This is a genomic window from Cryobacterium cryoconiti, assembly GCF_004403065.1.
Lineage (GTDB): Bacteria > Actinomycetota > Actinomycetes > Actinomycetales > Microbacteriaceae > Cryobacterium > Cryobacterium cryoconiti.
In genome coordinates, this window is sequence record NZ_SOHA01000005.1 from 253,213 (window position 1) to 274,051 (window position 20,839).

19 protein-coding genes and 2 tRNA genes are annotated in these 20,839 nt (G+C 66.3%); 20 read left to right on the forward strand and 1 reads right to left on the reverse strand.

Annotated elements, in window-relative coordinates:
• Positions 1-125: 125 nt before the first annotated feature.
• The 13 genes from E3T49_RS02555 (at position 126) to E3T49_RS02610 (ending at position 14,084) form a co-directional block, all read left to right on the forward strand.
• The gene (locus E3T49_RS02555; RefSeq protein ID WP_134423191.1) at positions 126-785 is read left to right on the forward strand and encodes a DsbA family oxidoreductase; all 660 of its coding nucleotides are present in this window, start codon (positions 126-128) and stop codon (positions 783-785) included.
• On the forward strand, positions 782-922 hold the full coding sequence (locus E3T49_RS16070; protein WP_166785446.1) for a hypothetical protein: 141 nt from the start codon (positions 782-784) through the stop codon (positions 920-922). Before E3T49_RS02555 ends, E3T49_RS16070 begins: the two co-directional genes overlap by 4 nt.
• 45 nt (positions 923-967) lie before the next feature.
• Positions 968-2,140 (forward strand): tRNA dihydrouridine synthase DusB, encoded by a 1,173-nt coding sequence (gene dusB / locus E3T49_RS02560; protein ID WP_134423193.1) that lies wholly within the window; start codon positions 968-970, stop codon positions 2,138-2,140.
• Complete coding sequence (locus tag E3T49_RS02565) at positions 2,133-3,383, forward strand: deoxyguanosinetriphosphate triphosphohydrolase (RefSeq protein ID WP_134423195.1); 1,251 nt, start codon at positions 2,133-2,135, stop codon at positions 3,381-3,383. Before dusB ends, E3T49_RS02565 begins: the two co-directional genes overlap by 8 nt.
• Before the next feature lie 79 nt (positions 3,384-3,462).
• Positions 3,463-5,325 (forward strand): DNA primase, encoded by a 1,863-nt coding sequence (dnaG, locus tag E3T49_RS02570; RefSeq protein WP_134423197.1) that lies wholly within the window; start codon positions 3,463-3,465, stop codon positions 5,323-5,325.
• A 171-nt stretch (positions 5,326-5,496) separates the two neighbouring features.
• On the forward strand, positions 5,497-7,134 hold the full coding sequence (locus E3T49_RS02575; protein WP_134423199.1) for an ABC transporter substrate-binding protein: 1,638 nt from the start codon (positions 5,497-5,499) through the stop codon (positions 7,132-7,134).
• Between the two features lie 95 nt (positions 7,135-7,229).
• Positions 7,230-8,318: an ABC transporter permease gene (locus E3T49_RS02580; RefSeq protein ID WP_134423201.1), complete on the forward strand. Its 1,089-nt coding sequence runs from the start codon at positions 7,230-7,232 to the stop codon at positions 8,316-8,318.
• A 1-nt stretch (position 8,319) separates the two neighbouring features.
• On the forward strand, positions 8,320-9,396 hold the full coding sequence (locus tag E3T49_RS02585) for an ABC transporter permease (RefSeq protein WP_134423203.1): 1,077 nt from the start codon (positions 8,320-8,322) through the stop codon (positions 9,394-9,396).
• A complete protein-coding gene (locus E3T49_RS02590) occupies positions 9,393-11,081 on the forward strand; it encodes an ABC transporter ATP-binding protein (RefSeq protein ID WP_134423205.1) in 1,689 nt (562 codons plus the stop codon). The genes E3T49_RS02585 and E3T49_RS02590 overlap by 4 nt, the downstream gene beginning before the upstream one ends.
• A 5-nt stretch (positions 11,082-11,086) precedes the next feature.
• Entirely contained in the window at positions 11,087-11,989 is a 903-nt protein-coding gene (locus E3T49_RS02595; RefSeq protein WP_134423207.1) for an ATP-binding cassette domain-containing protein, read from the forward strand.
• On the forward strand, positions 11,973-12,980 hold the full coding sequence (locus E3T49_RS02600) for a D-isomer specific 2-hydroxyacid dehydrogenase family protein (protein WP_174722369.1): 1,008 nt from the start codon (positions 11,973-11,975) through the stop codon (positions 12,978-12,980). Before E3T49_RS02595 ends, E3T49_RS02600 begins: the two co-directional genes overlap by 17 nt.
• Before the next feature lie 64 nt (positions 12,981-13,044).
• Positions 13,045-13,117: transfer RNA gene (locus E3T49_RS02605), tRNA-Asn, on the forward strand.
• 64 nt (positions 13,118-13,181) lie between these two features.
• The gene (locus E3T49_RS02610; RefSeq protein ID WP_134423211.1) at positions 13,182-14,084 is read left to right on the forward strand and encodes a sensor histidine kinase; all 903 of its coding nucleotides are present in this window, start codon (positions 13,182-13,184) and stop codon (positions 14,082-14,084) included.
• 17 nt (positions 14,085-14,101) lie between these two features.
• Here the strand turns inward: E3T49_RS02610 and def are convergent, their stop codons facing one another.
• On the reverse strand, positions 14,102-14,668 hold the full coding sequence (gene def, locus E3T49_RS02615) for a peptide deformylase (RefSeq protein WP_134423213.1): 567 nt from the start codon (positions 14,666-14,668) through the stop codon (positions 14,102-14,104).
• A gap of 40 nt (positions 14,669-14,708) precedes the next feature.
• On the opposite strand from def, the gene E3T49_RS02620 reads away from it, so the two are divergent.
• The 7 genes from E3T49_RS02620 to E3T49_RS02650 all read left to right on the forward strand — a co-directional run bounded on the left by E3T49_RS02620 (position 14,709) and on the right by E3T49_RS02650 (position 20,787).
• Entirely contained in the window at positions 14,709-15,623 is a 915-nt protein-coding gene (locus tag E3T49_RS02620) for a DMT family transporter (protein WP_134423215.1), read from the forward strand.
• Between the two features lie 223 nt (positions 15,624-15,846).
• The gene (locus E3T49_RS02625; protein ID WP_241972597.1) at positions 15,847-17,055 is read left to right on the forward strand and encodes a glycosyltransferase; all 1,209 of its coding nucleotides are present in this window, start codon (positions 15,847-15,849) and stop codon (positions 17,053-17,055) included.
• A 95-nt stretch (positions 17,056-17,150) separates the two neighbouring features.
• Positions 17,151-17,224, forward strand: a tRNA-Ile gene (locus tag E3T49_RS02630).
• A gap of 798 nt (positions 17,225-18,022) precedes the next feature.
• Positions 18,023-18,574 (forward strand): hypothetical protein, encoded by a 552-nt coding sequence (locus tag E3T49_RS16075; protein WP_166785447.1) that lies wholly within the window; start codon positions 18,023-18,025, stop codon positions 18,572-18,574.
• 56 nt (positions 18,575-18,630) lie between these two features.
• Positions 18,631-18,891, forward strand: coding sequence for an SHOCT domain-containing protein (locus tag E3T49_RS02640; RefSeq protein ID WP_198414205.1), 261 nt, complete (start codon positions 18,631-18,633; stop codon positions 18,889-18,891).
• An 88-nt stretch (positions 18,892-18,979) separates the two neighbouring features.
• Complete coding sequence (locus tag E3T49_RS02645) at positions 18,980-19,672, forward strand: response regulator transcription factor (RefSeq protein WP_134423221.1); 693 nt, start codon at positions 18,980-18,982, stop codon at positions 19,670-19,672.
• Positions 19,669-20,787, forward strand: coding sequence for a sensor histidine kinase (locus E3T49_RS02650; protein WP_134423223.1), 1,119 nt, complete (start codon positions 19,669-19,671; stop codon positions 20,785-20,787). The genes E3T49_RS02645 and E3T49_RS02650 overlap by 4 nt, the downstream gene beginning before the upstream one ends.
• Positions 20,788-20,839 lie beyond the last annotated feature (52 nt).

The following is a 20,839-nucleotide window of genomic DNA, read 5'->3' on the forward strand; positions in this document are numbered from 1 at the left end:
ATCGAGCGCCCGCGGTGATCGAGCGCCCGCGGTGATCGACCGCCCGCGGTGATCGAGCGCCCGCGGTGATCGAGCTTGTCGAGATCCCGGGAATAGACCCACACCCTCCGCCGGTTGCCCTCACAGTGAGCGAAACAATCAAAGTAGACATCTGGTCCGACGTGCAGTGCCCCTGGTGCTACATCGGAAAGCGCAAGTTCGAGGCCGGGGCGGCCCTGTTCGACGGGAACGTCGAGGTCGAGTACCACAGCTTTGAACTCGCACCCGATACCCCGGTCGACTTCGACGGCAGCCCCGTCGACTACCTGAGCCAGCGCAAGGGTCTGCCGGTCGCCGAGGTCGAGCTGATGCTCGAGCGCGTCACCGGTATCGCCGAGAGCGTCGGTCTGCACTACGACTACGACTCGGTGCACCAGACCAACACCGTCATCTCTCACGAGCTGCTGCACTACGCGAAGGCGCACGGACGCCAGCTCGACATGAAGGAACGCCTCCTCAAGGCGTACTTCGTCGACGGCCGCCACGTCGGCCGGATCGACGACCTCGCCGACCTCGCCGCCGAAATCGGACTCGACCGGGGCGACGTCGTGCGCGCCCTGACCGCCCACGACTTCCTCGCGGACGTCAAGGCCGATGTCGCCCAGGCCACCGCCTACGGCATCCAGGGGGTGCCCTTCTTCGTCATCGACGGCAAGTACGGCATCTCCGGCGCCCAGGACCCCGACACCTTCGCGCAGGCACTCCGCCAGGCGCACACCGAAAAATCCGAGGAGAAGAACAAATGAGCACCGTATCCGACACCACCACCATCACCCCCGCCACCCCGGACGCCCCCGCCGAGGCATCCTCCGTTCCCACGATCGAACTGCTCGGCCAGCCCGACGCCGGCGGCTGCTGCGGCGGCGGCTCCTGCGGCATCTGACTGAGCCGTTCGCAGGGCGTGCCGACGTGGGGGAGAATTGAGCGGATGACTTCTGTAACCGATACCCGCCCGGCGCCCCTCAAGATCGGCCCGCTCACGCTCGACGTGCCCGTCGTTCTCGCGCCGATGGCCGGAATCACCAACACGGCGTTCCGCAGATTGTGCCGCGAGTTCGGCGCGGGCCTCTACGTCAGCGAGATGATCACGTCCCGCGCCCTGGTGGAACGCACGACCGAGTCGATGCGCCTGATCAACCACCACGAGAGCGAGAAGACGCGTTCCATCCAGCTCTACGGGGTCGACCCAAAGACCGTCGCCGACGCCGTCACGCTGCTGGTGGCCGAAGACCGTGCCGACCACATCGACCTGAACTTCGGCTGCCCCGTGCCCAAGGTCACCCGGAAGGGCGGCGGCGCCGCCCTGCCCTGGAAACTGGGACTGTTCCGCCAGATCGTGGAAGCGGCCGTGACGGCCGCGGGGCCCGTGCCCGTGACCGTGAAGATGCGCAAGGGAATCGACTCCGACCATCTCACCTACCTGGAAGCCGGCAAAGCGGCCGAAGGCGCCGGTGTCGCAGCCATCGCCCTGCACGCCCGCACGGCCGCCGAGTTCTACTCCGGACAGGCCGACTGGTCCGCCATCACGACCCTCAAGAACACCATTACCAGCGTGCCCGTGCTCGGCAACGGCGACATCTGGTCCGCCGAGGACGCCCTGCGCATGGTCGCGGAAACCGGATGCGACGGCGTCGTCGTGGGCCGCGGCTGCCTGGGCCGCCCGTGGCTGTTCGGCGACCTGGCCGCCGCCTTCCGCGGCGACGCATCGGGTACCCCGGCCGCCAAGATCGAGCCCACCCTGGGACAGGTGGCCGATGCCTTCCGCCGCCATGCCGTTCTCCTGACCGAGTTCTTCGAGAGCGAGGAGCGGGCCTGCCGGGACATCCGCAAGCATGTGGCCTGGTACTTCAAGGGCTACCCGGTCGGCGGTGACCTGCGGGCCAGCCTGGCCTCGGTCGTCTCCCTCGCCCAGCTCGACGATCTGCTCGGCACGCTCGACGGGGACCAGGAGTACCCGGGCGTCGGCGCCGAGGGCCCACGCGGTCGCGCGGGAACCCCGAAGAAGACCTCACTGCCTGAGCACTGGCTCGATTCCCAGGAGCTCGTGTCGGCGGAGCGCGCCCATCTGACCGAAGGCGAAGGGGACACCAGCGGTGGCTAACGAGACCGGCTACACCAGTCACGATGAGGAACGCTGGCTGCCTGAGGAACACGACTCCCGACGCAGCGACTTCGCGCGCGACCGGGCCCGCCTGCTGCACTCGAGCGCCCTGCGCCGTCTGGCAGCCAAGACGCAGGTGCTCAGCCCTGCCGCCGGGCTCGACTTCGCGCGCAACCGGCTCACCCATTCCCTCGAGGTGGCGCAGGTCGGGCGCGAACTGGCCCTGCGGCTGGGCCTGGATCCGGACATCGTCGACACCGCCTGCCTGGCGCACGACATCGGGCACCCGCCTTTCGGTCACAACGGTGAGAAGGCGCTCAACACCTGGTCCGCTGACATCGGCGGGTTCGAGGGCAACGCGCAGACCCTGCGCCTGCTCACCCGCCTCGAGCCCAAGGTCTTCGGCAGGGACGGACGCAGCTACGGGCTGAACCTCACCCGGGCGAGCCTCGACGCCAGCTGCAAGTACCCGTGGCCGGCCGACTCCTCGGTGGCCGATCCGAGCGGACGCGCCAAGTACGGTTTCTACCCCGACGACCGTGGGGCCTTCGAGTGGATGCGCACCGGCGCGCCCGAACGCCGTCTCAGCATCGAGGCCCAGGTCATGGACCTCTCCGACGACATCGCCTACTCCGTGCACGACTTCGAAGACGCCGTCGTGAACGGCTACATCGACGTGGCCCTGCTGAGCAGCCGAGCCGACCACGACGAGCTCCTCGCCACGATGACCGAGTGGACCGGCGACGGCTTGACGGAGGACGACCTCGCGGACGCCTTCAACCGACTCGATTCCCTCAACGCGTGGCTGGAGAGCTGGACCGGCAGCCGGCACGACCAGGGCCGGCTCAAGAACCTGACGAGCCAGCTGATCGGGCGGTTCAGCGGAGCCGCCGTGCGCGCCACCCGGGAGGCGAACCCGGGAGCGCACCTGAACCGATTCGGCGCCCACGTGGAAGTGCCCCGGGAGGTGGAAGCGGAAATCGCCGTGCTCAAGGGCATTGTGGCGACGTTCGTGATGACCCGCCAGACCCGCAAACCCATCTATGTGGAGCAGCGCCAGGTGCTCACTCTTCTGGCGCGCACCCTGCACGCCACCGGCGACCAGCATCTCGACCCGGGCTACCAGGAGGACTGGCACGCGGCCGCCGACGATGCGGCCCGCAAACGTGTCGTCGTCGACCAGGTCGCCAGCCTCACCGATCAGTCGGCGCTGGCCTGGTACGAACGACTGGTGAAGCGCTGAGGCCTGCACCGAACGACAGCACCGCACAGAACGACAGCACGGCACCGAATACCGACACGGGCAGGACTAACATTCAGCTATGGCAGGCCTGATTCGACAAAATGACATCGAAGAGGTCAAGGCCCGCACCAACATCGCCGACATCGTCGGCGACTACGTGAGCCTCAAGTCCGCCGGCGTCGGCTCGATGAAGGGTCTGTGCCCCTTTCACGACGAGCGCAGCCCGAGCTTCCACGTGCGCCCGCAGGTCGGTTTCTACCACTGCTTCGGCTGCGGCGAGAGCGGCGACGTCTACTCCTTCCTGCAGAAGATGGACCACGTCAGCTTCAGCGAGGCCGTCGAACGACTGGCCGGACGGGTCGGCATCGAACTGCACTACGAGGGCGGGGCCGGCGAGGCACCCGACCACACCAACCGGGCGCGCCTGTACGCCGCCAACCAGGCGGCCGCCGACTTCTTCGTGGAGCGCCTCGGCAGCCCCGGCGCGCTGGTCGGGCGCACCTTCCTCGGCGAGCGCGGCTTCGATTCCCTGGCGGCCGCCCGGTTCGGCGTGGGCTTCGCCCCGAAGAGCTGGGACGAGCTCACCAACCACCTGCGCGGCAAGGGGTTCTCCACCGAGGAGCTCACCCTGTCCGGCCTGGTCTCCAGTGGCGACCGTGGCGTGTACGACCGTTTCCGGGGCCGGCTGGTGTGGCCGATCCGGGACATCACCGGTCAGACCATCGGCTTCGGGGCGCGCCGCCTTCTCGACGACGACAAGGGACCCAAATACCTGAACACCCCCGAGACGCCGATCTACCACAAGGCTCAGGTGCTGTACGGCCTGGACCTGGCCAAACGGGACATCTCCCGCGGACACCAGGTCGTCGTCGTCGAGGGGTACACCGACGTCATGGCCTGCCATCTCGCCGGGGTGACGACTGCGGTCGCCACCTGCGGGACATCCTTCGGGGTCGACCACATCAAGGTGCTCCGCCGGGTGCTGGGTGACGACAGCGGGGTCGGCGAGGTCGTGTTCACGTTCGACCCGGATGCCGCCGGTCAGAAGGCCGCCATGCGCGCGTTCAGTGAAGAGCAGCGTTTCTCCGCGCAGACGTACGTGGCCGTCGCCCCCGAGGGGCTGGACCCCTGCGACCTGCGGCTGCACCGCGGCGATGACGCCGTGCGCCGGCTGATCGACTCGAAGAAGCCCATGTTCGAGTTCATGATCCGGCAGCTGCTCGGGCAGTACAACCTCGACACGGTGGAGGGTCGTGTGGCTGCCCTCCGCGCCGCGGCGCCGATCGTCGGAGACATCCGCGACCCGGCCCTGCGCCCCGGCTACACGCACGAGCTGGCCCGCATGCTCGGCATGGAACTCGGCGAGGTCGGCAAGGCCGTCTCCGCCGCCGTCTCACGCTCCCGCTCGTCAGGCACCACCACAACGACCCGGCAGACCGGCGCCGACGAACCCGCGCCCCGGGAGCAACCGTTCTCCATGCTCGACCTGGCCACCGACCCGGTCACCCGGATGGAACGCGACGGCCTGATGGCCATGCTCCAGCGCCCGACGCTGGTCGGCGTCGACCTGATCCAACGGGCCGTGCAGACCACGTTCGCGAACACCACTCTGGCCCTGGTGCGTGACGCCATCGCGGCCAGCGTGCCGCACCACGATGCCGCCGACTGGCTCGACCGCATCGTCGCTGAGGTTCCGCCGCCCGTGGAGAACCTGGTCAAGGAGCTGGCCATGGCGTCCCTGCCCGAACGCTCCGAACGCGAGGTCGCCCGGTACGTGCGCGACATCACGGTGGCGTTGATCCACAGCGACCTGCTGCGCCAGAAAGCAGAGCTCCTGGGGCGCCTGCAGCGAGCGGATGCCACCAACCGCGAGGTGTACGTGGCGCTTCAGCGGGAGCTGGTGCGGGTCGAGGCCGAACGCCGCAATCTTCGCGAGGAGTAGGGCGCCCAGCGTTCGCCCACCGGGCCGGCGCACGTTGCAGCTCGATAAAGATGCCTGTCATTGAGCCGGTCGACCGGGCATTATGTGCTAATTCTTTTCCTACAGCAATGCGGGGCCGTGCACGATTCGTGCGTCCCGGCATCGGTTTCCTAGAGGAAGAGGCTCACGGCTATGGCATTCTCATCCACTTCACGCGCGAGAGGGCTCAGTGCCGCAGCGGTCGTCGCTGCCGCCGCATTGACCCTGGCGGGTTGCTCCGCCGGCGGGACAGACGGCGAGACCACCTCGGGTGGCGACGCCATCACGATCGGCACGACCGACAAGATCACGTCGCTCGACCCGGCCGGTTCCTACGACAACGGTTCGTTCGCCGTGCAGAACCAGGTCTTCCCGTTCCTGATGAACACGCCCTACGGAAGCCCCGACGTGGAGCCCGACATCGCCACGGCCGCCGAGTTCACCAGCCCGACCGAATACACCGTCACCCTCAAGCCTGGCCTGAAGTGGGCCAACGGCAACGACTTGACCTCCTCGGACGTCAAGTTCACGTTCGACCGCCAGCTCGCCATCGCCGACGACAACGGCCCCTCCTCGCTGCTCTACAACCTGGACAGCGTCGCGGCCCCCGACGACACCACCGTCGTCTTCACGCTCAAGCAGGCGGACGACCAGATCTTCCCGCAGATCCTGTCCAGCCCGGCCGGCCCGATCGTCGACGAGGACTCGTTCTCGGCCACCGAGCTCACGCCCGACCAGGACATCGTCGACGCGAACGCGTTCGCCGGCCAGTACGTCATCACCAGCTACGACTTCAACAACCTGGTCGGCTACAAGGCCAACCCGGACTACGAGGGTCTCCTGGGCGCTGCCAAGACCGACGTCGTCAACGTGAAGTATTACGCCGACGCCTCCAACCTGAAGCTCGAAGTGCAGCAGGGTGACATCGATGTTGCGTTCCGCAGCCTGTCGGCCACCGACATCGAGGACCTGCGTGGAAACGACCAGGTGAAGGTCGTCGACGGCCCCGGCGGCGAGCTCCGCTACATCACCTTCAACTTCGACACCCAGCCCTACGGTGCGAAGACCGCCGAGGCCGACCCGGCCAAGGCCCTCGCCGTGCGCCAGGCCGTCGCCGACCTGGTCGACCGCGAAGAGATCGCCAAGCAGGTCTACAAGGGCACCTACACCCCGGTGTACTCCTTCGTGCCCGCCGGACTCACCGGTGCCACCGAGTCCCTCAAGACCCTCTACGGCGACGGTGAGGGTGCCCCCGACGTCGACAAGGCGAAGGCCACCCTCGACGCCGCCGGGGTGACCGGGCCGGTCGAGCTGAACCTCCAGTACAGCAACGACCACTACGGACCCTCGTCCGGCGACGAATACGCCCTCGTGAAGGACCAGCTGGAAGCATCGGGCCTCTTCACGGTCAACCTGCAGACCACCGAGTGGGTCCAGTACTCCAAGGACCGCACCACGGATGTCTACCCGGTCTACCAGCTCGGCTGGTTCCCGGACTACTCCGACGCCGACAACTACCTGACCCCGTTCTTCCTCGAAGGCGGCTTCCTGAAGAACCACTACAGCGACCCCGAGGTCGACGCCCTGATCCTCAAGCAGGCCGTCACGACCGACCCCGGTGAGCGCACCGCGATCATCGAGGAGATCCAGGACAAGGTCGCCGCGCAGCTGTCGACCGTGCCGCTGCTCCAGGGTGCCCAGGTCGCCGTCACCGGCACCGATGTGACCGGAACCGAAGACACGCTCGACGCGTCGTTCAAGTTCCGGTACGCGGCGCTGGCGAAGGGTTAGAGCATCCTTCGTTAGAGTTTCTCTAATCTGACAGCCGGGGGCATCCAGCAGCGTGCGCGCTGGGTGCCCCCGCTTAGTGCATTCGTTAGGCAGGAATGACCTCTGTGACCACGCGATCCGCGCCCCCTCGGGCGCCGGGCCGCAAGAAACGCCCCGCATCGGACGGCGGGATCGGTCGGTACATCCTGATCCGGTTCCTGCTGATCTTCCCCACCATCTTCATCCTGGTCTCCATGGTCTTCTGGCTGATGCGCACGACCGGCGACCCGATCACGGCAGCCCTCGGCGGCCGACTCGGTCCGGAACAGCTCGCGGAACGCATCTCGGCGGCCGGCTATGACCGGCCCATCTTCGTGCAGTACGTGGAATACCTGGGCCAGATCTTCACGGGTAACTTCGGCACCACCATCAGCACCAACCGTCCGGTGTCCGAGATCCTGCTGACCTACGGTCTCGCCACGCTGGAGCTCGTCTTCTACTCCCTCCTTGTCGCGTTCATCGTCGGGATCCCGCTGGGCATGGTCGCCGCGTATTGGCGCGACAAGTCCCCGGACGCCTTCCTTCGCGTCTTCGCGATCCTCTGCTACGCCACCCCGGTGTTCTTCTCCGGGCTGCTGTTCAAGCTCGTCTTCGCGGTCTGGCTGGACGTTCTGCCCGTCTCCGGCCGAGCCTCCACCAGTGCCGAACTGCAGATGCAGCTGCTGCCGAATGAGACCGGCCTCTACACGATCGACGCCATCATGACCGGTGATCCGGCCGTGCTCATCGACGTGCTCGAGCACGCGGTTCTACCCGCCCTGGCCCTGGGGCTGCTCACGGCGGGCGTTTTCCTCCGCCTCGTGCGCACCAACGTCATCGGCACCCTCGGCACCGACTACGTCGACGCCGCCCGCTCCCGGGGGGTCAGCGAGTTCCGTCTCGTGCGCAAGCACGCCTACCGTCCGGCGCTGATTCCGATCATCACCGTGATCGGTCTGCAAATCGCCCTGCTGCTCGGCGGCGCCGTGCTGACCGAGACCACCTTCGAATGGAAGGGCCTGGGCTTCATGCTCTCCGAGTTCCTCAAAGCGCGGGACTTCGTCGCCGTGCAGGGAATCGTCGCGCTGCTCGCGGTGATCGTCGCCCTGACCAACTTCGTCGTGGATATCATCGCCGCGCTGATCGACCCGAGGGTGAGGTACTGAGATGAGCGACCTCACATCCGTCGCGACCACGCCCAAGCGCAGCCTGTGGTCCCGCGTCCCGGTCGTGCACCAGCTCCGGCAGAGCATGGGACTTCAGCGCGGGATGCTGATCGCCGGGCTGATCATCACCACCCTGTTCGTGCTCACGGCCATCTTCGCCCCCGTGCTGGCCCCCTACGGGTACAGCCAGCTGCGCGACGCCGACGGCGCCTTCGGGGCCCAGCAGCCACCCGGCGGATCGCATCCGCTCGGTACCACTGTGAGCGGCTACGACGTGCTCTCCCGCGTGCTGTGGGGTGCCCAGACGGCCCTGTTCGTGATCATCGTCGCCGTGGTGCTGTCGATCTTCGCCGGCGTGTTCCTCGGGCTGGTCTCGGGTTACTTCGGCGGCTGGTTCGACCGCATCATGGTGGTCGTCTCCGACGCCGTCTACGCGTTCCCGTCCCTCCTGCTTGCCATCGTGATGTCGATCGTCATCTCCGGCGGAAAGTCGAACCTGATCGGCGGCGTCTTCGCGGCGGCGATCTCCATCACCGTGGTGTTCATCCCGCAGTACTTCCGGGTGATCCGGGCCGAGACGGTGCGCATCAAGGCCGAGGCCTATGTGGAATCCGCGCGCGTGCTGGGCGCCAGCAACACCCGCATCATGTTCCGCCACGTGCTGCGCAACGCCACCCGCACCCTTCCGCTGATCTTCACCCTGAACGCGTCGGAGGCGATCCTGACCCTCGCCGGACTGGGCTTCCTCGGCTTCGGCATCGAACCGACCGCCGCCTCCGAGTGGGGCTTCGATCTGAACAGGGCGCTCTCGGACGTGACCAGCGGAATCTGGTGGACGGCACTGTTCCCCGGCCTGGCCATCGTTCTCGTGGTGCTCGGCATCACGCTCGTGGGCGAAAGCCTCAACGACCTGGCCGACCCGCGGCTGCGCGGTCGCCGCGCCGTCGCCCAGACGGCCGGCGTCGTCGCCCAGACCTCGGTCGTACCCGGCGGCACCCTGGCGGCAGGCCCGGGCGGCCTCAACGGTCTCGAAGGCGCCGCCACCCATCCCTCCGACGGACTCGAGGCCGGATCATGACCGACGTACTCACCATCACCGACCTCGGCATCTCCTTCGCCACCGACGCGGGGGCCGTGCGCGCCGTCGACGGGGTGACCCTCCGGGTTGCCCCCGGAGAGGTGCTCGCCATCGTCGGTGAGAGCGGCAGCGGCAAGACCGTGACCGCCAAGACCATCCTGGGACTGTTGCCGGAGACGGCGACCGCGTCGGGCGCCGTCATCCTCAGCAGCAAGGACGGCTCGAGCGAGAGCGACATCATCTCGCTGAGCACCAAGCAACTGCGTCAGGTGCGCGGCTCGGACGTGTCCATGGTCTTCCAGGAACCGTCGACCGCACTGAACCCCGTGTACACCGTGGGCTGGCAGATCATGGAGGGTATTCGCGCGCACGGCCAGGTCGGGCGCCGGGAGGCGCGTGCGAAGGCCATCGAGATCCTCGGCCGGGTCGGCATCCCCGACCCGCAGACTCGTGTCGACTACTACCCGCACCAGTTCTCCGGTGGTCAGAAGCAGCGCGTTGTGATCGCCATGGCCCTCGTGCTCGACCCCGGATTGATCGTCGCTGACGAGCCGACCACAGCCCTCGACGTGACCGTGCAGGCCGAAATCCTCGACCTGCTGCGCCGGTGCCGGGACGAATTCGGCGCAGCCATCGTGCTCATCACGCACAACATGGGCGTGGTCGCCGATCTCGCCGACCGGGTCGCCGTGATGTACCAGGGCAAGGTCGTCGAGGAGGCGGAGGTTCAGACGCTCTTCAGTTCCCCGCAGAACGACTACACGAAGAAGCTGCTCGCGGCCGTGCCGCACGTCGGCCAGGGCGTGGTTCACGCCGCGGCCCGGGCGAGCGCCCGCACCAGTGACTGGGAGCAGCAGGACCCCGTCGTCGTCGCCGACCGGCTCCGGGTCGAATACCCCGGCCGGCTCGGCCGGGCCGGTTTCACAGCCGTTGACGAGGTGAGCTTCCTGATCCGTCCCGGGGAGGTGCTCGGCCTGGTCGGGGAGAGCGGGTCCGGCAAAACCACGATCGGCCGGGCCATCGCCGGTCTGACCCGCGTGACGGGGGGATCCCTCACCGTCCTCGGCCACGAGATGAACGGCTTCAAAGAACGCGCGTTCAAGAAGTACCGCAGTGACATCGGCTTCGTGTTCCAGGACCCGGCGTCGAGCTTCAACCCGCTGCTGACCATCGCCGACTGCGTCGCCGAGCCGCTGGTCGTGCACGGGCGGGCGAAGAACGCCGTCGCCGCCCGCAAGCGCGTCGACGAACTCCTCGAGGCCGTGCAGTTGCCGCGCGCCTACGGCGACCGCTACCCGCACGAGCTCAGCGGCGGGCAGCGTCAGCGGGCCAGCCTGGCCAGGGCGCTCGCCCTCGAACCGCCCCTGCTCATCGCCGACGAGCCCACCAGCGCCCTGGACGTCTCCGTGCAGGCGAGGGTGCTGGAGCTCTTCGCGGAACTCCAGCGTGAATTCGGCTTCGCAGCGCTGTTCATCAGCCACGACCTGGCCGTCGTCGACCTCGTGGCGGACCGGATCGCGGTGCTCTACCGCGGCAAACTGGTCGAGGAGGGTACGAGCGCCGAGGTGCTCGGCGCACCCCAGGACCCGTATACCCAGCGGCTCCTCGCATCCCTGCCCGTTCCGGACCCGGCCGAGCAGGCCCTGCGTCGAGAGGGGCTTCGCCGGTTGCGTGCGGCAGGATAGACATCATGACCCGCGGCGCCGCACCGATACCTGCTTTCTCCACGAGCGACCTGACGATCGAATACCCGCCCCACGGCGCCAGTGGCGCATTCGTGGCCGTGCACGGCCTCACCCTGCGACTCGAACCCGGTGAGGTACTCGGTCTGCTCGGCCAGAGCGGCTCGGGTAAGAGCACGCTGGCCCGGGTGCTGTCCGGGGCCGCCTTCACGGGGCGCGGCGGCGGGGATGTGCGGCCTCAGATCACCGGGGGAGAGGCGACGGTGCAGGGGTACCGGATGCGCGGCATCCGTCGGCGCAAACTGTCCCGGCTCACCTTCGGGGTCGGGCATTTGGCCCAGGACGCCGCGGCCACCCTGCCGTCGACCCTGACCGTGGCGGAGATCGTGGCCGAACCTGTTCTCGACCGGGACCGACGGTACGACCGGGCCGAGCTGGAGACCCTCGTGGCCACCATGGTCGACTCGGTGCGCCTGCCGTTGACGGTGCTCACCAAGTTCCCCTATGAGCTCAGCAACGGGCAGCGCCAGCGGGTGGCCCTGGCACGGGCGCTCGTGTTCGGTCCGGCGCTGCTGATCGCGGACGAGCCCACGGCAGGCGTCGACGCAACCGTGCGGGACGCCGTCGTCGACCTGCTCGGCGAGTTGCAGCGGGAACGGGCCTTTTCGGCGCTGGTGATCAGCTCCGATCTCAACGTGCTGCGTCGGGTGGCCGACCGCATCGCCGTGCTGCACCAGGGAATCCTGGTGGGGCTGGGCACGATCGACGAGGTGTTCGACGACCCGCGGCATCCGTATGTCGCCGGACTGGCCGCGGCCCTTCTGGGAGACCCCGCGAGTGACGAGGACGAGAACGACGACGACGAGTACGACTATGAGAGCGAGCCCGGTGAACATGTCAGCGAGAACTGAGCCCGTGCAGCACCAGGCCGTGCTTGCGGACGAGGTCTCGGCGCTGCCGGCGGAGCGTCGGCCGGCCCCGGGCCCGATCACGATCCTGCCTCGGCCCGGGGACGCCTTCGCTCGCGCCGTGCATGATGCCGGTGGAACCCTCGCCGAGCTCTCGGGCGACACCCGCGGGTTGATCTGGTTGGACTATGGCCGGGCCGAGGAGCTGCGTTCCACCCTGGAGAAGCATCCGGGCATCGGCTGGGTACAGCTGCCGTGGGCCGGGGTCGACGCCTTCAGCGAGGTTCTGGGCGGAGTGGACCGCACCGACCTGCTCTGGACGAGTGCGAAGGGCGCCTACGCGCAGCCCGTGGCCGAGCACGCCCTCGCCCTGACACTGGCTCTGCTGCGTGTGCTGCCCAAGCGTGCGCGGGCCTCCACGTGGAGCACCCGTGCGGAGGGTCGCTCGCTCTTCGGCCTGAACGTGACCGTCATCGGCGCCGGGGGGATCGCCCGTGAGCTGATCCGGCTGCTCGCGCCCTTCGGCACCCACGTGACCGTCGTTCGGCGCAGCAGCGAACCGGTGCCCGGCGCCGAGCTCACGGTGGCGACGGCGGACCTGCCGCGGGTGCTCCCGACGAGCGACGTGGTTGTGGTCGCGGCCGCGCTGACGGGCGGCACCCGGCACCTGATCGGCCAGGTCGAGCTCGAGTTGATGCGCCCCGAAGCCGTGCTCGTGAACATCGCGCGCGGCCCACTCGTCGACACGGAGGCCCTGGTGGCCGCCCTCGCTGTGGGGACGATCGCGGCGGCGGCACTCGACGTGACCGATCCGGAGCCGCTGCCGCCGGGACATCCGCTGTGGACCGAGCCGAGGTGCCTGATCACGCCGCATTCAGCCGACACGCCCGAGATGACCGCACCGCTTCTGGCCGAGCGGATTCGACTCAATGTGGGTGCTTTCCTTGAAGACGGGCGGTTCGTCGGGGTCGTCGACCCCCGACTCGGCTACTGACGACCGGCCTCGATTTTGCAGATCGCCAACTTTTGATAAAGTAGCAGAGTTGTAAACGCAGCATTCCTCGATAGCTCAATTGGCAGAGCAGCGCACTGTTAATGCGCAGGTTCTTGGTTCGAGTCCAAGTCGGGGAGCGAAAGGCCACCAAGGGCTCCACCCCTGGTGGCCTTTTTTGTATCCCGTTCATTCCCGTGCGACGTGGCAGCAGCAAAGGCGGCATCCGTGGAGTCCTGGCTTAATCTGAGCACCGTTCTGATCGCCCTTGTCCTGGTGTTGCTGGCGCTCTGGCTGGTCACTCTGTTCCGGGCCCGGCGCGTGGTCTTCGACCGCACCGCGGCAGAGCGGATGCGCATCGACCTTCAACTGTCCCTCGCCGAGCAACAGGGCCGGCTCGGCATCATCCGGGAGTTGCAGGATGTCGCCGTACTCTCCGTGGCCCGCCTGGTCACCCGTGCCGAGGGAGCCCGATATACGGCCGAGAGCGACCCGTCCAGCGCCGTTCGCGTGGCGACGGCGATGGTCGAGGACGGCCGGGTCGCCCTGGCCGACATGCGCCGCGTGCTGACGATCGTGCGCGAGGGCGAATCCGGTGCCACACCTCAGCCGGGCCTGCAATCGGCGCGCGACCTGTTCCGGGTGATGCGCGATGCCGGCGTGACGGTGGACTTCACCGAGACCGGTGAACGGTTTCCGCTCAAACCAGGCGCCGAGTTGGCGATCTTCCGCATCCTGCAGAATGCGTTGGCCAACTCCCTCACCCACGGCGGGGTGGGCACGGAGGCCCGGGTCACGTTCACCTGGACCCAGGACGGGCTGACGCTGCTGGTGGCCGATGACGGCATCCGTGCGGCCGCCCGCCGTAACAGTGCCGACGCCGCCGATTTCGCCGCCCGCACCGCGTACACGATCGACGACGACCTCAAAGCGCTCAGTGGCAGCATCTCCGGGGCAGGCATCACTCAGATGCGCGAGCGCACCGAGATGTTCGGGGGCATCTTCAACGCGGGGACCGTGCCCGGCGTGGGCTTCACGGTCTCGGCGATCTTCCCGTCATTGCGCTTTCACAACGGCATCCACGGCGTCGATCTCGCCCGCGGCTGACCTGGTGACCCTGGTGATCAGTCTTCGAGGTTGTCGACGCCGGGCATCCAGCCGAGTCCGGGAACGCCCCAGCCCCGCTTGCGGGTGATCTTGGTGGCGATCTTCGCATAGAAGTGCTCCAGCCGGTCCACGTACAGGGTGCCGTCCAGGTGGTCGTACTCGTGCTGGAAGATGCGCGCGAGCCAGTCTTCGGCGTGGATCTCGAATGGCTTCTGCTCGAGGTCCACTGCACGCAGGATCGCGGACGGTGAGCGCAGGAGCGGGAAGCGCTCGCCCGGGTAGGACAGGCAGCCCTCGACGTCCTCGTCCTCGTCGGCCTCACCCGCGGGAACCGGGGTGATCCACAGTTCGGGGTTGATCGCAACGCCGCGCCACAGGTGGTCGTCGTCGTCGAGGAAGTTGTAGGTGAACAGCCGAAGCGGCACACCCACCTGCGTCGCCGCCAAGCCGACGCCAGGTGCGGTGTCCATCGTTTCGTACATGTCCTGCACGAGTTCTCGCAGGTCATCGTCGAAATCCACGACGGGAAGAGCGGGGGAGTGGAGAACGGGATCTCCTGAAATAACTATCGAACGAACGGCCATTGACCAAGGATATCGGGCTGGTTCTCGATAGGGTCGTTGGGTGACCCCTGACCTGACCGACCTGGCAACGGAAATCGCCATCAACCCGCGTCAGGCCATCGGGATTCCACTTGCTCTGGTGGGCGCGGTCTTCCTGTCGCTGGGCGCTCAATTCCAGCACCGCGGGGTAACCAAAGTCGAAGCGAATACCGTGGAGGTCACCGGCGGGCTCAATCCGCGTCAGCTCATGCTGTTGCTGGCCCGGCCATCCTGGGTGTTCGGCACGCTCATGCTGGGCCTGGCGATCGTGTTCCAGCTCTCCAGCCTGGCCTTCGCCCCCATCATCATGGTTCAGCCACTCGGTGCCGTGGCTCTGGTGATCACATCGATTCTCAACGCTCGGATCACGCGGGTCCCGGTCAACCGGGCATCGAAGATCGCAATCGCCATGTGCGTCGGCGGGGTCGGCCTCTTCGTCACCGTGGCCGCTTTCACCGCCGTGGACAAGCCCGTCACCGACCGAAAACTGATCACCATCCTGATCGTGCTGGGCGTCGTTCTGCTGCTCTTCGCGGCCGCCTTCGTCTTCCTGCGCAGCCGGTTCAAAGCCATGTTCTACATCGTCGGCGCCGGCGTGCTCTACGGCTTCGTCGCGACCCTGGCGAAGGTCGTCATCAACCGTACCCAGAACGGCAATTTCGAGTGGCTGACCCTGATCTGCGTGCTGGGTTTGCTGTTGGCTGCGGCTCTCGGTGCCTACTTTGTGCAGAATGCCTACTCGTCCGGCCCGCCCGACCTGGTGATCGCCGGGCTCACCGTTATTGATCCGCTGATCGCCGTCGGGATCGGCATCATCGTTCTGGGCGAGGTGGAACAGGCTCCGGCCTGGGCTGCCATCGCCTTCATCGTGGCCGGTGTCATCGCGATCGTCGGGGTGTTCTTGCTGGCCCGATACCACCCGCTCACCACCGACTGACCAATCACCTGACCGCCCCAACTGGCATCGGGGCTGGCGCGCCGTTGCCGCAATGGGGTTTGTGGGAACGGTTTAGAATAAGGTGCTAGAAGACCTCGTCAGCGTACGCGCCGTCGAAAACATGAATACCTGCCGGATGACGAACTCCGGCTCACATACGTTGGGACAGTGTCTTTTGTCAGATTCGACCGATTTGCCGAGCGAGTCGACCCTCAGTGCGCCGGTGTCCAAGAAGCCGCTCCGGATCCTGATCGCGGCGGACACCTTCGCCCCGGACGTGAACGGTGCGGCGCGCTTCGCTGAGCGTCTAGCGGCCGGGATGGTGGCCCGCGGTCACGAGGTACAGATCATGGCGCCGGCCGCATCGCGCAAGTTCGGCACCTGGACCGAGGTCCACGAGGGCCAGCCGATGGTCGTGCACCGTCTGCAGAGCTGGCGCTGGTACCCGCACGATTGGCTGCGTTACGCGCTGCCGTGGTTCATCCCGCGGGAGACCCGCCGCATCCTCGACACCTTCAAGCCGGATGTCGTGCACTTCCAGTCTCACATCATGGTGGGCCGTGCCGTAACGATCGAGGCGGCGAAGCGGGGAATCCGTATCATCGGCACGAACCATTTCATGCCGGAGAACATGCTCGAGTTCACCCTGGTGCCCAAGGGGTTGCACGATCGGATCATCAAGGGCGCATGGCGTGCGGCTCGGCGCACCTTCGGCCGGGCCGAGGCCGTGACGACGCCGACCCTGCGCGCCGCGCAGTTCCTCGAGCGTTACACCGGTCTCGAGGGCGTGCTGGCCATCTCCTGCGGCATCAATGCTCACAACTATGTGCCGAGCTTCGCGCCCCGCTCCGAGAATCGCATCCTTTTTGTCGGCCGCGTGACCGGCGAGAAACAGATCGATGTGCTGCTTCATGCCATTGCTCTGCTTGCAGCCGATCTGAACGTCAAGGTCGAGATCGTGGGCGGCGGGGACCAGAAGCGCAACCTGGAGAACCTGTCGCAGACCCTGGGGCTGAGCGGTCGGGTCACGTTCACCGGCTATGTGACGGATGCCGAGCTGGCGACCGCTTACACCCGCTCAACTGTTTTCGCGATGCCATCGATCGCGGAACTGCAGAGCATCGCGACCATGGAGGCAATGGCCTCGGGCCTGCCAATCGTGGCGGCCAACGCCATGGCTCTGCCGCATCTTGTGCACGACGGCCAGAACGGATACCTGTTTGAACCCGGTAATGCCCAGGACCTCGCGGACAAGCTGACGACCGTGTTGACTGCCGCGCCGGACGACCTGGACGCCCTCAAACGCGAGTCACTTCGCCTTATTGGTGCGCACGACATCAACCGCACTCTGAGTACCTTTGAGTCGCTGTATCGCGGTGAGCCGACGATCGACGCTGTGGCATCAGAGGCTGCCGCGCAGTCGGGGGAGTAGCTGCGCAGTCGAGCCATTCGCGGGCCTGTATCGTGGGACCCGGTGATCTCCTCGATCACCGACAGTTGTTCTGCGCATCTACCAGATGCGCGTTTGGGGCGGTAGCTCAGCTGGTTAGAGCAGCGGACTCATAATCCGTCGGTCCCGGGTTCAAGTCCCGGCCGCCCTACATTAAAATATGCGTTGATCGGCACTTTCAAATTCGCATGCGTTGCGAGATTCGAATCGTTTTGTACTTGGATGTGGGTTCAAGTCTCTCGGCCCGACAGAGAAACACCCACTGAACAGGGACTCTTGTCTTCGCGGCTTAGGCCCGACTCCATTGTCCCCACGTACATGCACCGTTTATTGATTGGGTTATGGCCGCCAGGACCTCCTGTCGGATCCTGCGTTGGCTGTTTCGCATGGGGCCGCGCAGCATCCGCCAGCCTGACGTTCCGGGAGTTCGCCGCCTTGGGGGATCTGGCGAGGATCGTGGGTGGCCCCGAAAATTTGGGCGTTCTCGGCTAAAACGCACTGTTTGTTGTTGAGCGGCGCCTGCTGATGTTCCTCAAGTAAACGAAATTTCGTTGGTATTGGTGCAGGTCGGAGAGTCAAGAATTCCTGAACCCACTGAGGCGGCAAGCGCACAACGTTTATGCGACGTTTATTCGGCCGCGCCCGACGGATCTGGCCGCTCGTCGATGACATGCACGACCCGGTTGGGGTGGTCGGGGATGCCCTAGTGTGCTCTCGGCCCGTGAATGGCTCATCTTGCTTGATCTCGAGCTCCGTGAGTTGAGGTCGGTAGCCAGGTGCACGGCCGCAGGATTCACCAGTTCGGCAGGGGGCTGGGCGGAGCAGTTGGAGCCAGGTCAGGGCGTTTCATCAAACCTTCACACTCTCGGAGGCTGGAGCTTCATGCGCGGTCTGCATGCTGGTGTGTAGACACCAACTTGGTGGCTGAACGTGAAGGGTGTTGAGACTGATGAAATTGAATCGGAAGAACATGACCGCTGGTATTGCAGGACTCGGGCTTGTCGGGGCGCTTGTCACTGGTGGTGTTACCGCCGCGCAGGCCTCAACCGGTGATGAGACGATTCCCCAGACGTCATCGACGACCGCGTCAACAGTTGGCGACCACGAGACCGGTCACATGGCCGGCATGGGATTCGGACAGAGTTCGCCCATGATCGCAGTCGCTAGTTACCTCGGTCTGAGCCAGACGGAGCTGCAGGAGCGGCTGCAGTCGGGTGAGTCCCTCGCGGATGTCACCGAAGCTCAGGGCAAATCGGTTTCTGAACTCAAGGACGCGATGGTCTCGGAGCTCATGACCAATCTTGACTCCGACAGCACTCTGTCCTCTGATGACAGGGCGGCAGCCGCGGAACAGATGAAGAGCCGCATCGACATGATGCTGGACGCGACCCGCACCCGAGGTGAGGGGATGGGCATAGGTTCGGGAATGGGCATGCACTCGGGAGCCGGAACGGGTTCAGGAATGGGGTCTGGAATGGGCCCTGGAATGGTGACGACCTGACCGCCACGGATTGCCTCAATGTCCAAAAGTGAACAAGAACTGAAGGAGCAGAAGAAATGATGTGGGGAAACGGTTACAACATGGCGTGGGGGTGGCCGGTAGGACTGCTCATGCTCGTCGCAGTCATCCTTCTTGTTGTCTGGATTGTGCGGGTTTCTGCTGGTGGAACGGATCGCAGTGTGTCGCGCGGAGGTTCGCTGGCAGGCCGAGGGGAAGGCGAGCGGAGTCAGGCGCGTCAAATTCTCGATGATCGCTTCGCGAAGGGTGAATTGAATGAAACGGAATATCGAGAGCGGTTGAAGGTCCTCGAAAGGTAGGGCCTGCGGGGGGCCTCTCGCCGAGTTTCTGGGCGCAATGCGGAGACAGTGCCTGTCGGCAGCGATAATCAGGGGAAAGAGGTGAGCGATGCAGAAAGTCCTGGTAGTCGATGACGAGGCACAGATCAGGACCGTCCTGCGTGGCTACCTGGAAGCGGAAGGGTATGAGGTCGCGGAGGCTGCGGACGGCACCGAGGCGCTTGCGACACTCCGCAAAGACCCTCCCGTTCTCGTGCTCCTGGATGTGATGCTGCCGGGGATCGACGGGCTGGAGGTGCTCCGTCAGTTGCGCGGGTTCAGCGACGCGTACGTGATCCTCGTCACGGCCAGGGCGGAGGAGGTCGACAAGCTCGTGGGGCTCGGTGTGGGTGCGGATGATTATGTGACCAAGCCGTTCAGCCCGCGCGAGGTGACGGCCCGAGTGAAGGCGATGCTGCGTCGTGACAATCGAGGGGACCGGACCGATGGAGATGCCCTGCTTCGTTTCGACGGGTTGTCCATCAAGCCGGCCCACCGAGAGGTCGAGGTCAATGGAGCCTTAGTGGGGCTGTCGAGCCTGGAGTTTGACCTTCTCGCCGCACTCGCCACCGAGCCCGGGCGAGTGTTTTCCCGGGCACAACTGCTTGAAAAAGTCTGGGGCTACGATTTTTACGGCGACGAGCGCGTCGTCGATGTCCACATCCGCAGTTTGCGCGCGCGACTCGGCGACGATGCCGGCGATCCACACGTGATCGCCACCGTGCGGGGCGTGGGCTACAAGTTCGTGGCTGGGCCCCGATGAAGATGCGCCTCTCGCTGCGCCTGTTCATCTCCTATGCCGCTATTGCCGTGGTCGGCGGGCTGGTGGCCTATCTGACCATCTCTCTGCTTGCTCCTCGACTATTCGAAGACCGGCTGGGCATGATGATGGACAGTGACGGCACCGGCATGTCGATGGGGGCGATGGACGCGACCAGCGTGCGCTCCGCCTTCCTGTCCGCTCTCACGACCTCGTTGATAGTCGGGGTGCTGGCCAGCGTGATCGCCGCAGGTTTTGTGGCCGCGGCAGTCACGGGGCGCCTACTTCGCCCCCTCAACGCGGTGCGGGCCGCGACGACGCTGATCGCCGCCGGAAAGTATGGGGGCAGGGTTCCCGTCCCCTCCGAGCCGGAACTGGCCGCGCTGGCCACCGACGTCAACACGCTGGCTGCGGCCCTGGCCGATACGGAGGCCCGGCGAACCCGGTTGCTCGGTGAGGTCGCTCATGAGATGCGAACCCCCCTGACCGTCCTGGACGGCTACGTCGAGGGGCTGATCGATGGCGTGTTCCCCGCCGGCCCCGACACGTTCGCTTCCCTCAGTGACGAGCTGCGCCGCTTGCACCGCCTCTCCGATGACCTGTCCAGCCTGTCGCGCGCTCAGGAACAGCGGCTCGACCTGCATCCAGTCGATGCGGACCTTGCCGATCTTGCTCGCCGCACGGCCACCCGGCTCGCACCGCAATTCGACGATGCGGGCGTGGCGTTGACACTGAACGTTGACACGCCACTGCCCGTGCACGTGGACCAGGACCGGATCACCCAGGTTCTGACCAACCTTTTCGGCAACGCCCTGCTTGCCACCCCGGCGGGCGGTGCCGTCACGATCACTGCGCAGGGCTCCGGGGGTCGTGGTGAGGTTGTCGTGGTCGATACGGGAGTGGGCCTGGCCGAGGAAGACACGGAGCGTGTCTTCGAGCGTTTTTACCGGGTACCAGGACAGGCTCGCCGCTCCGCCGGATCGGGGATTGGTCTCACGATCGCCCGTGAGATCGCGCGTGCGCACGGCGGGGACGTGACGGTCTCATCGGCAGGGACGGGACGGGGAGCCCGCTTCACGGTCGTGGTGCCCCTGAGTTCCACCGCCAGATCAGACTGACCCTGCTGTCTCCTTCCCGGCTCCATCAGCCAATGTGGCATGGACAAGCTGT

Coding starts and splice junctions, on each gene's coding strand:
- E3T49_RS16070 (WP_166785446.1), top strand. CDS start 782: ATGAGCACCGTATCCGACACCACCACCATCACCCCCGCCACCCCGGAC.
- dusB (WP_134423193.1), top strand. CDS start 968: ATGACTTCTGTAACCGATACCCGCCCGGCGCCCCTCAAGATCGGCCCG.
- dnaG (WP_134423197.1), top strand. CDS start 3,463: ATGGCAGGCCTGATTCGACAAAATGACATCGAAGAGGTCAAGGCCCGC.
- E3T49_RS02575 (WP_134423199.1), top strand. CDS start 5,497: ATGGCATTCTCATCCACTTCACGCGCGAGAGGGCTCAGTGCCGCAGCG.
- E3T49_RS02580 (WP_134423201.1), top strand. CDS start 7,230: ATGACCTCTGTGACCACGCGATCCGCGCCCCCTCGGGCGCCGGGCCGC.
- E3T49_RS02585 (WP_134423203.1), top strand. CDS start 8,320: ATGAGCGACCTCACATCCGTCGCGACCACGCCCAAGCGCAGCCTGTGG.
- E3T49_RS02590 (WP_134423205.1), top strand. CDS start 9,393: ATGACCGACGTACTCACCATCACCGACCTCGGCATCTCCTTCGCCACC.
- E3T49_RS02595 (WP_134423207.1), top strand. CDS start 11,087: ATGACCCGCGGCGCCGCACCGATACCTGCTTTCTCCACGAGCGACCTG.
- E3T49_RS02600 (WP_174722369.1), top strand. CDS start 11,973: ATGTCAGCGAGAACTGAGCCCGTGCAGCACCAGGCCGTGCTTGCGGAC.
- def (WP_134423213.1), bottom strand. CDS start 14,668: ATGGCCGTTCGTTCGATAGTTATTTCAGGAGATCCCGTTCTCCACTCC.
- E3T49_RS16075 (WP_166785447.1), top strand. CDS start 18,023: ATGAAATTGAATCGGAAGAACATGACCGCTGGTATTGCAGGACTCGGG.
- E3T49_RS02640 (WP_198414205.1), top strand. CDS start 18,631: ATGATGTGGGGAAACGGTTACAACATGGCGTGGGGGTGGCCGGTAGGA.
- E3T49_RS02645 (WP_134423221.1), top strand. CDS start 18,980: ATGCAGAAAGTCCTGGTAGTCGATGACGAGGCACAGATCAGGACCGTC.
- E3T49_RS02650 (WP_134423223.1), top strand. CDS start 19,669: ATGAAGATGCGCCTCTCGCTGCGCCTGTTCATCTCCTATGCCGCTATT.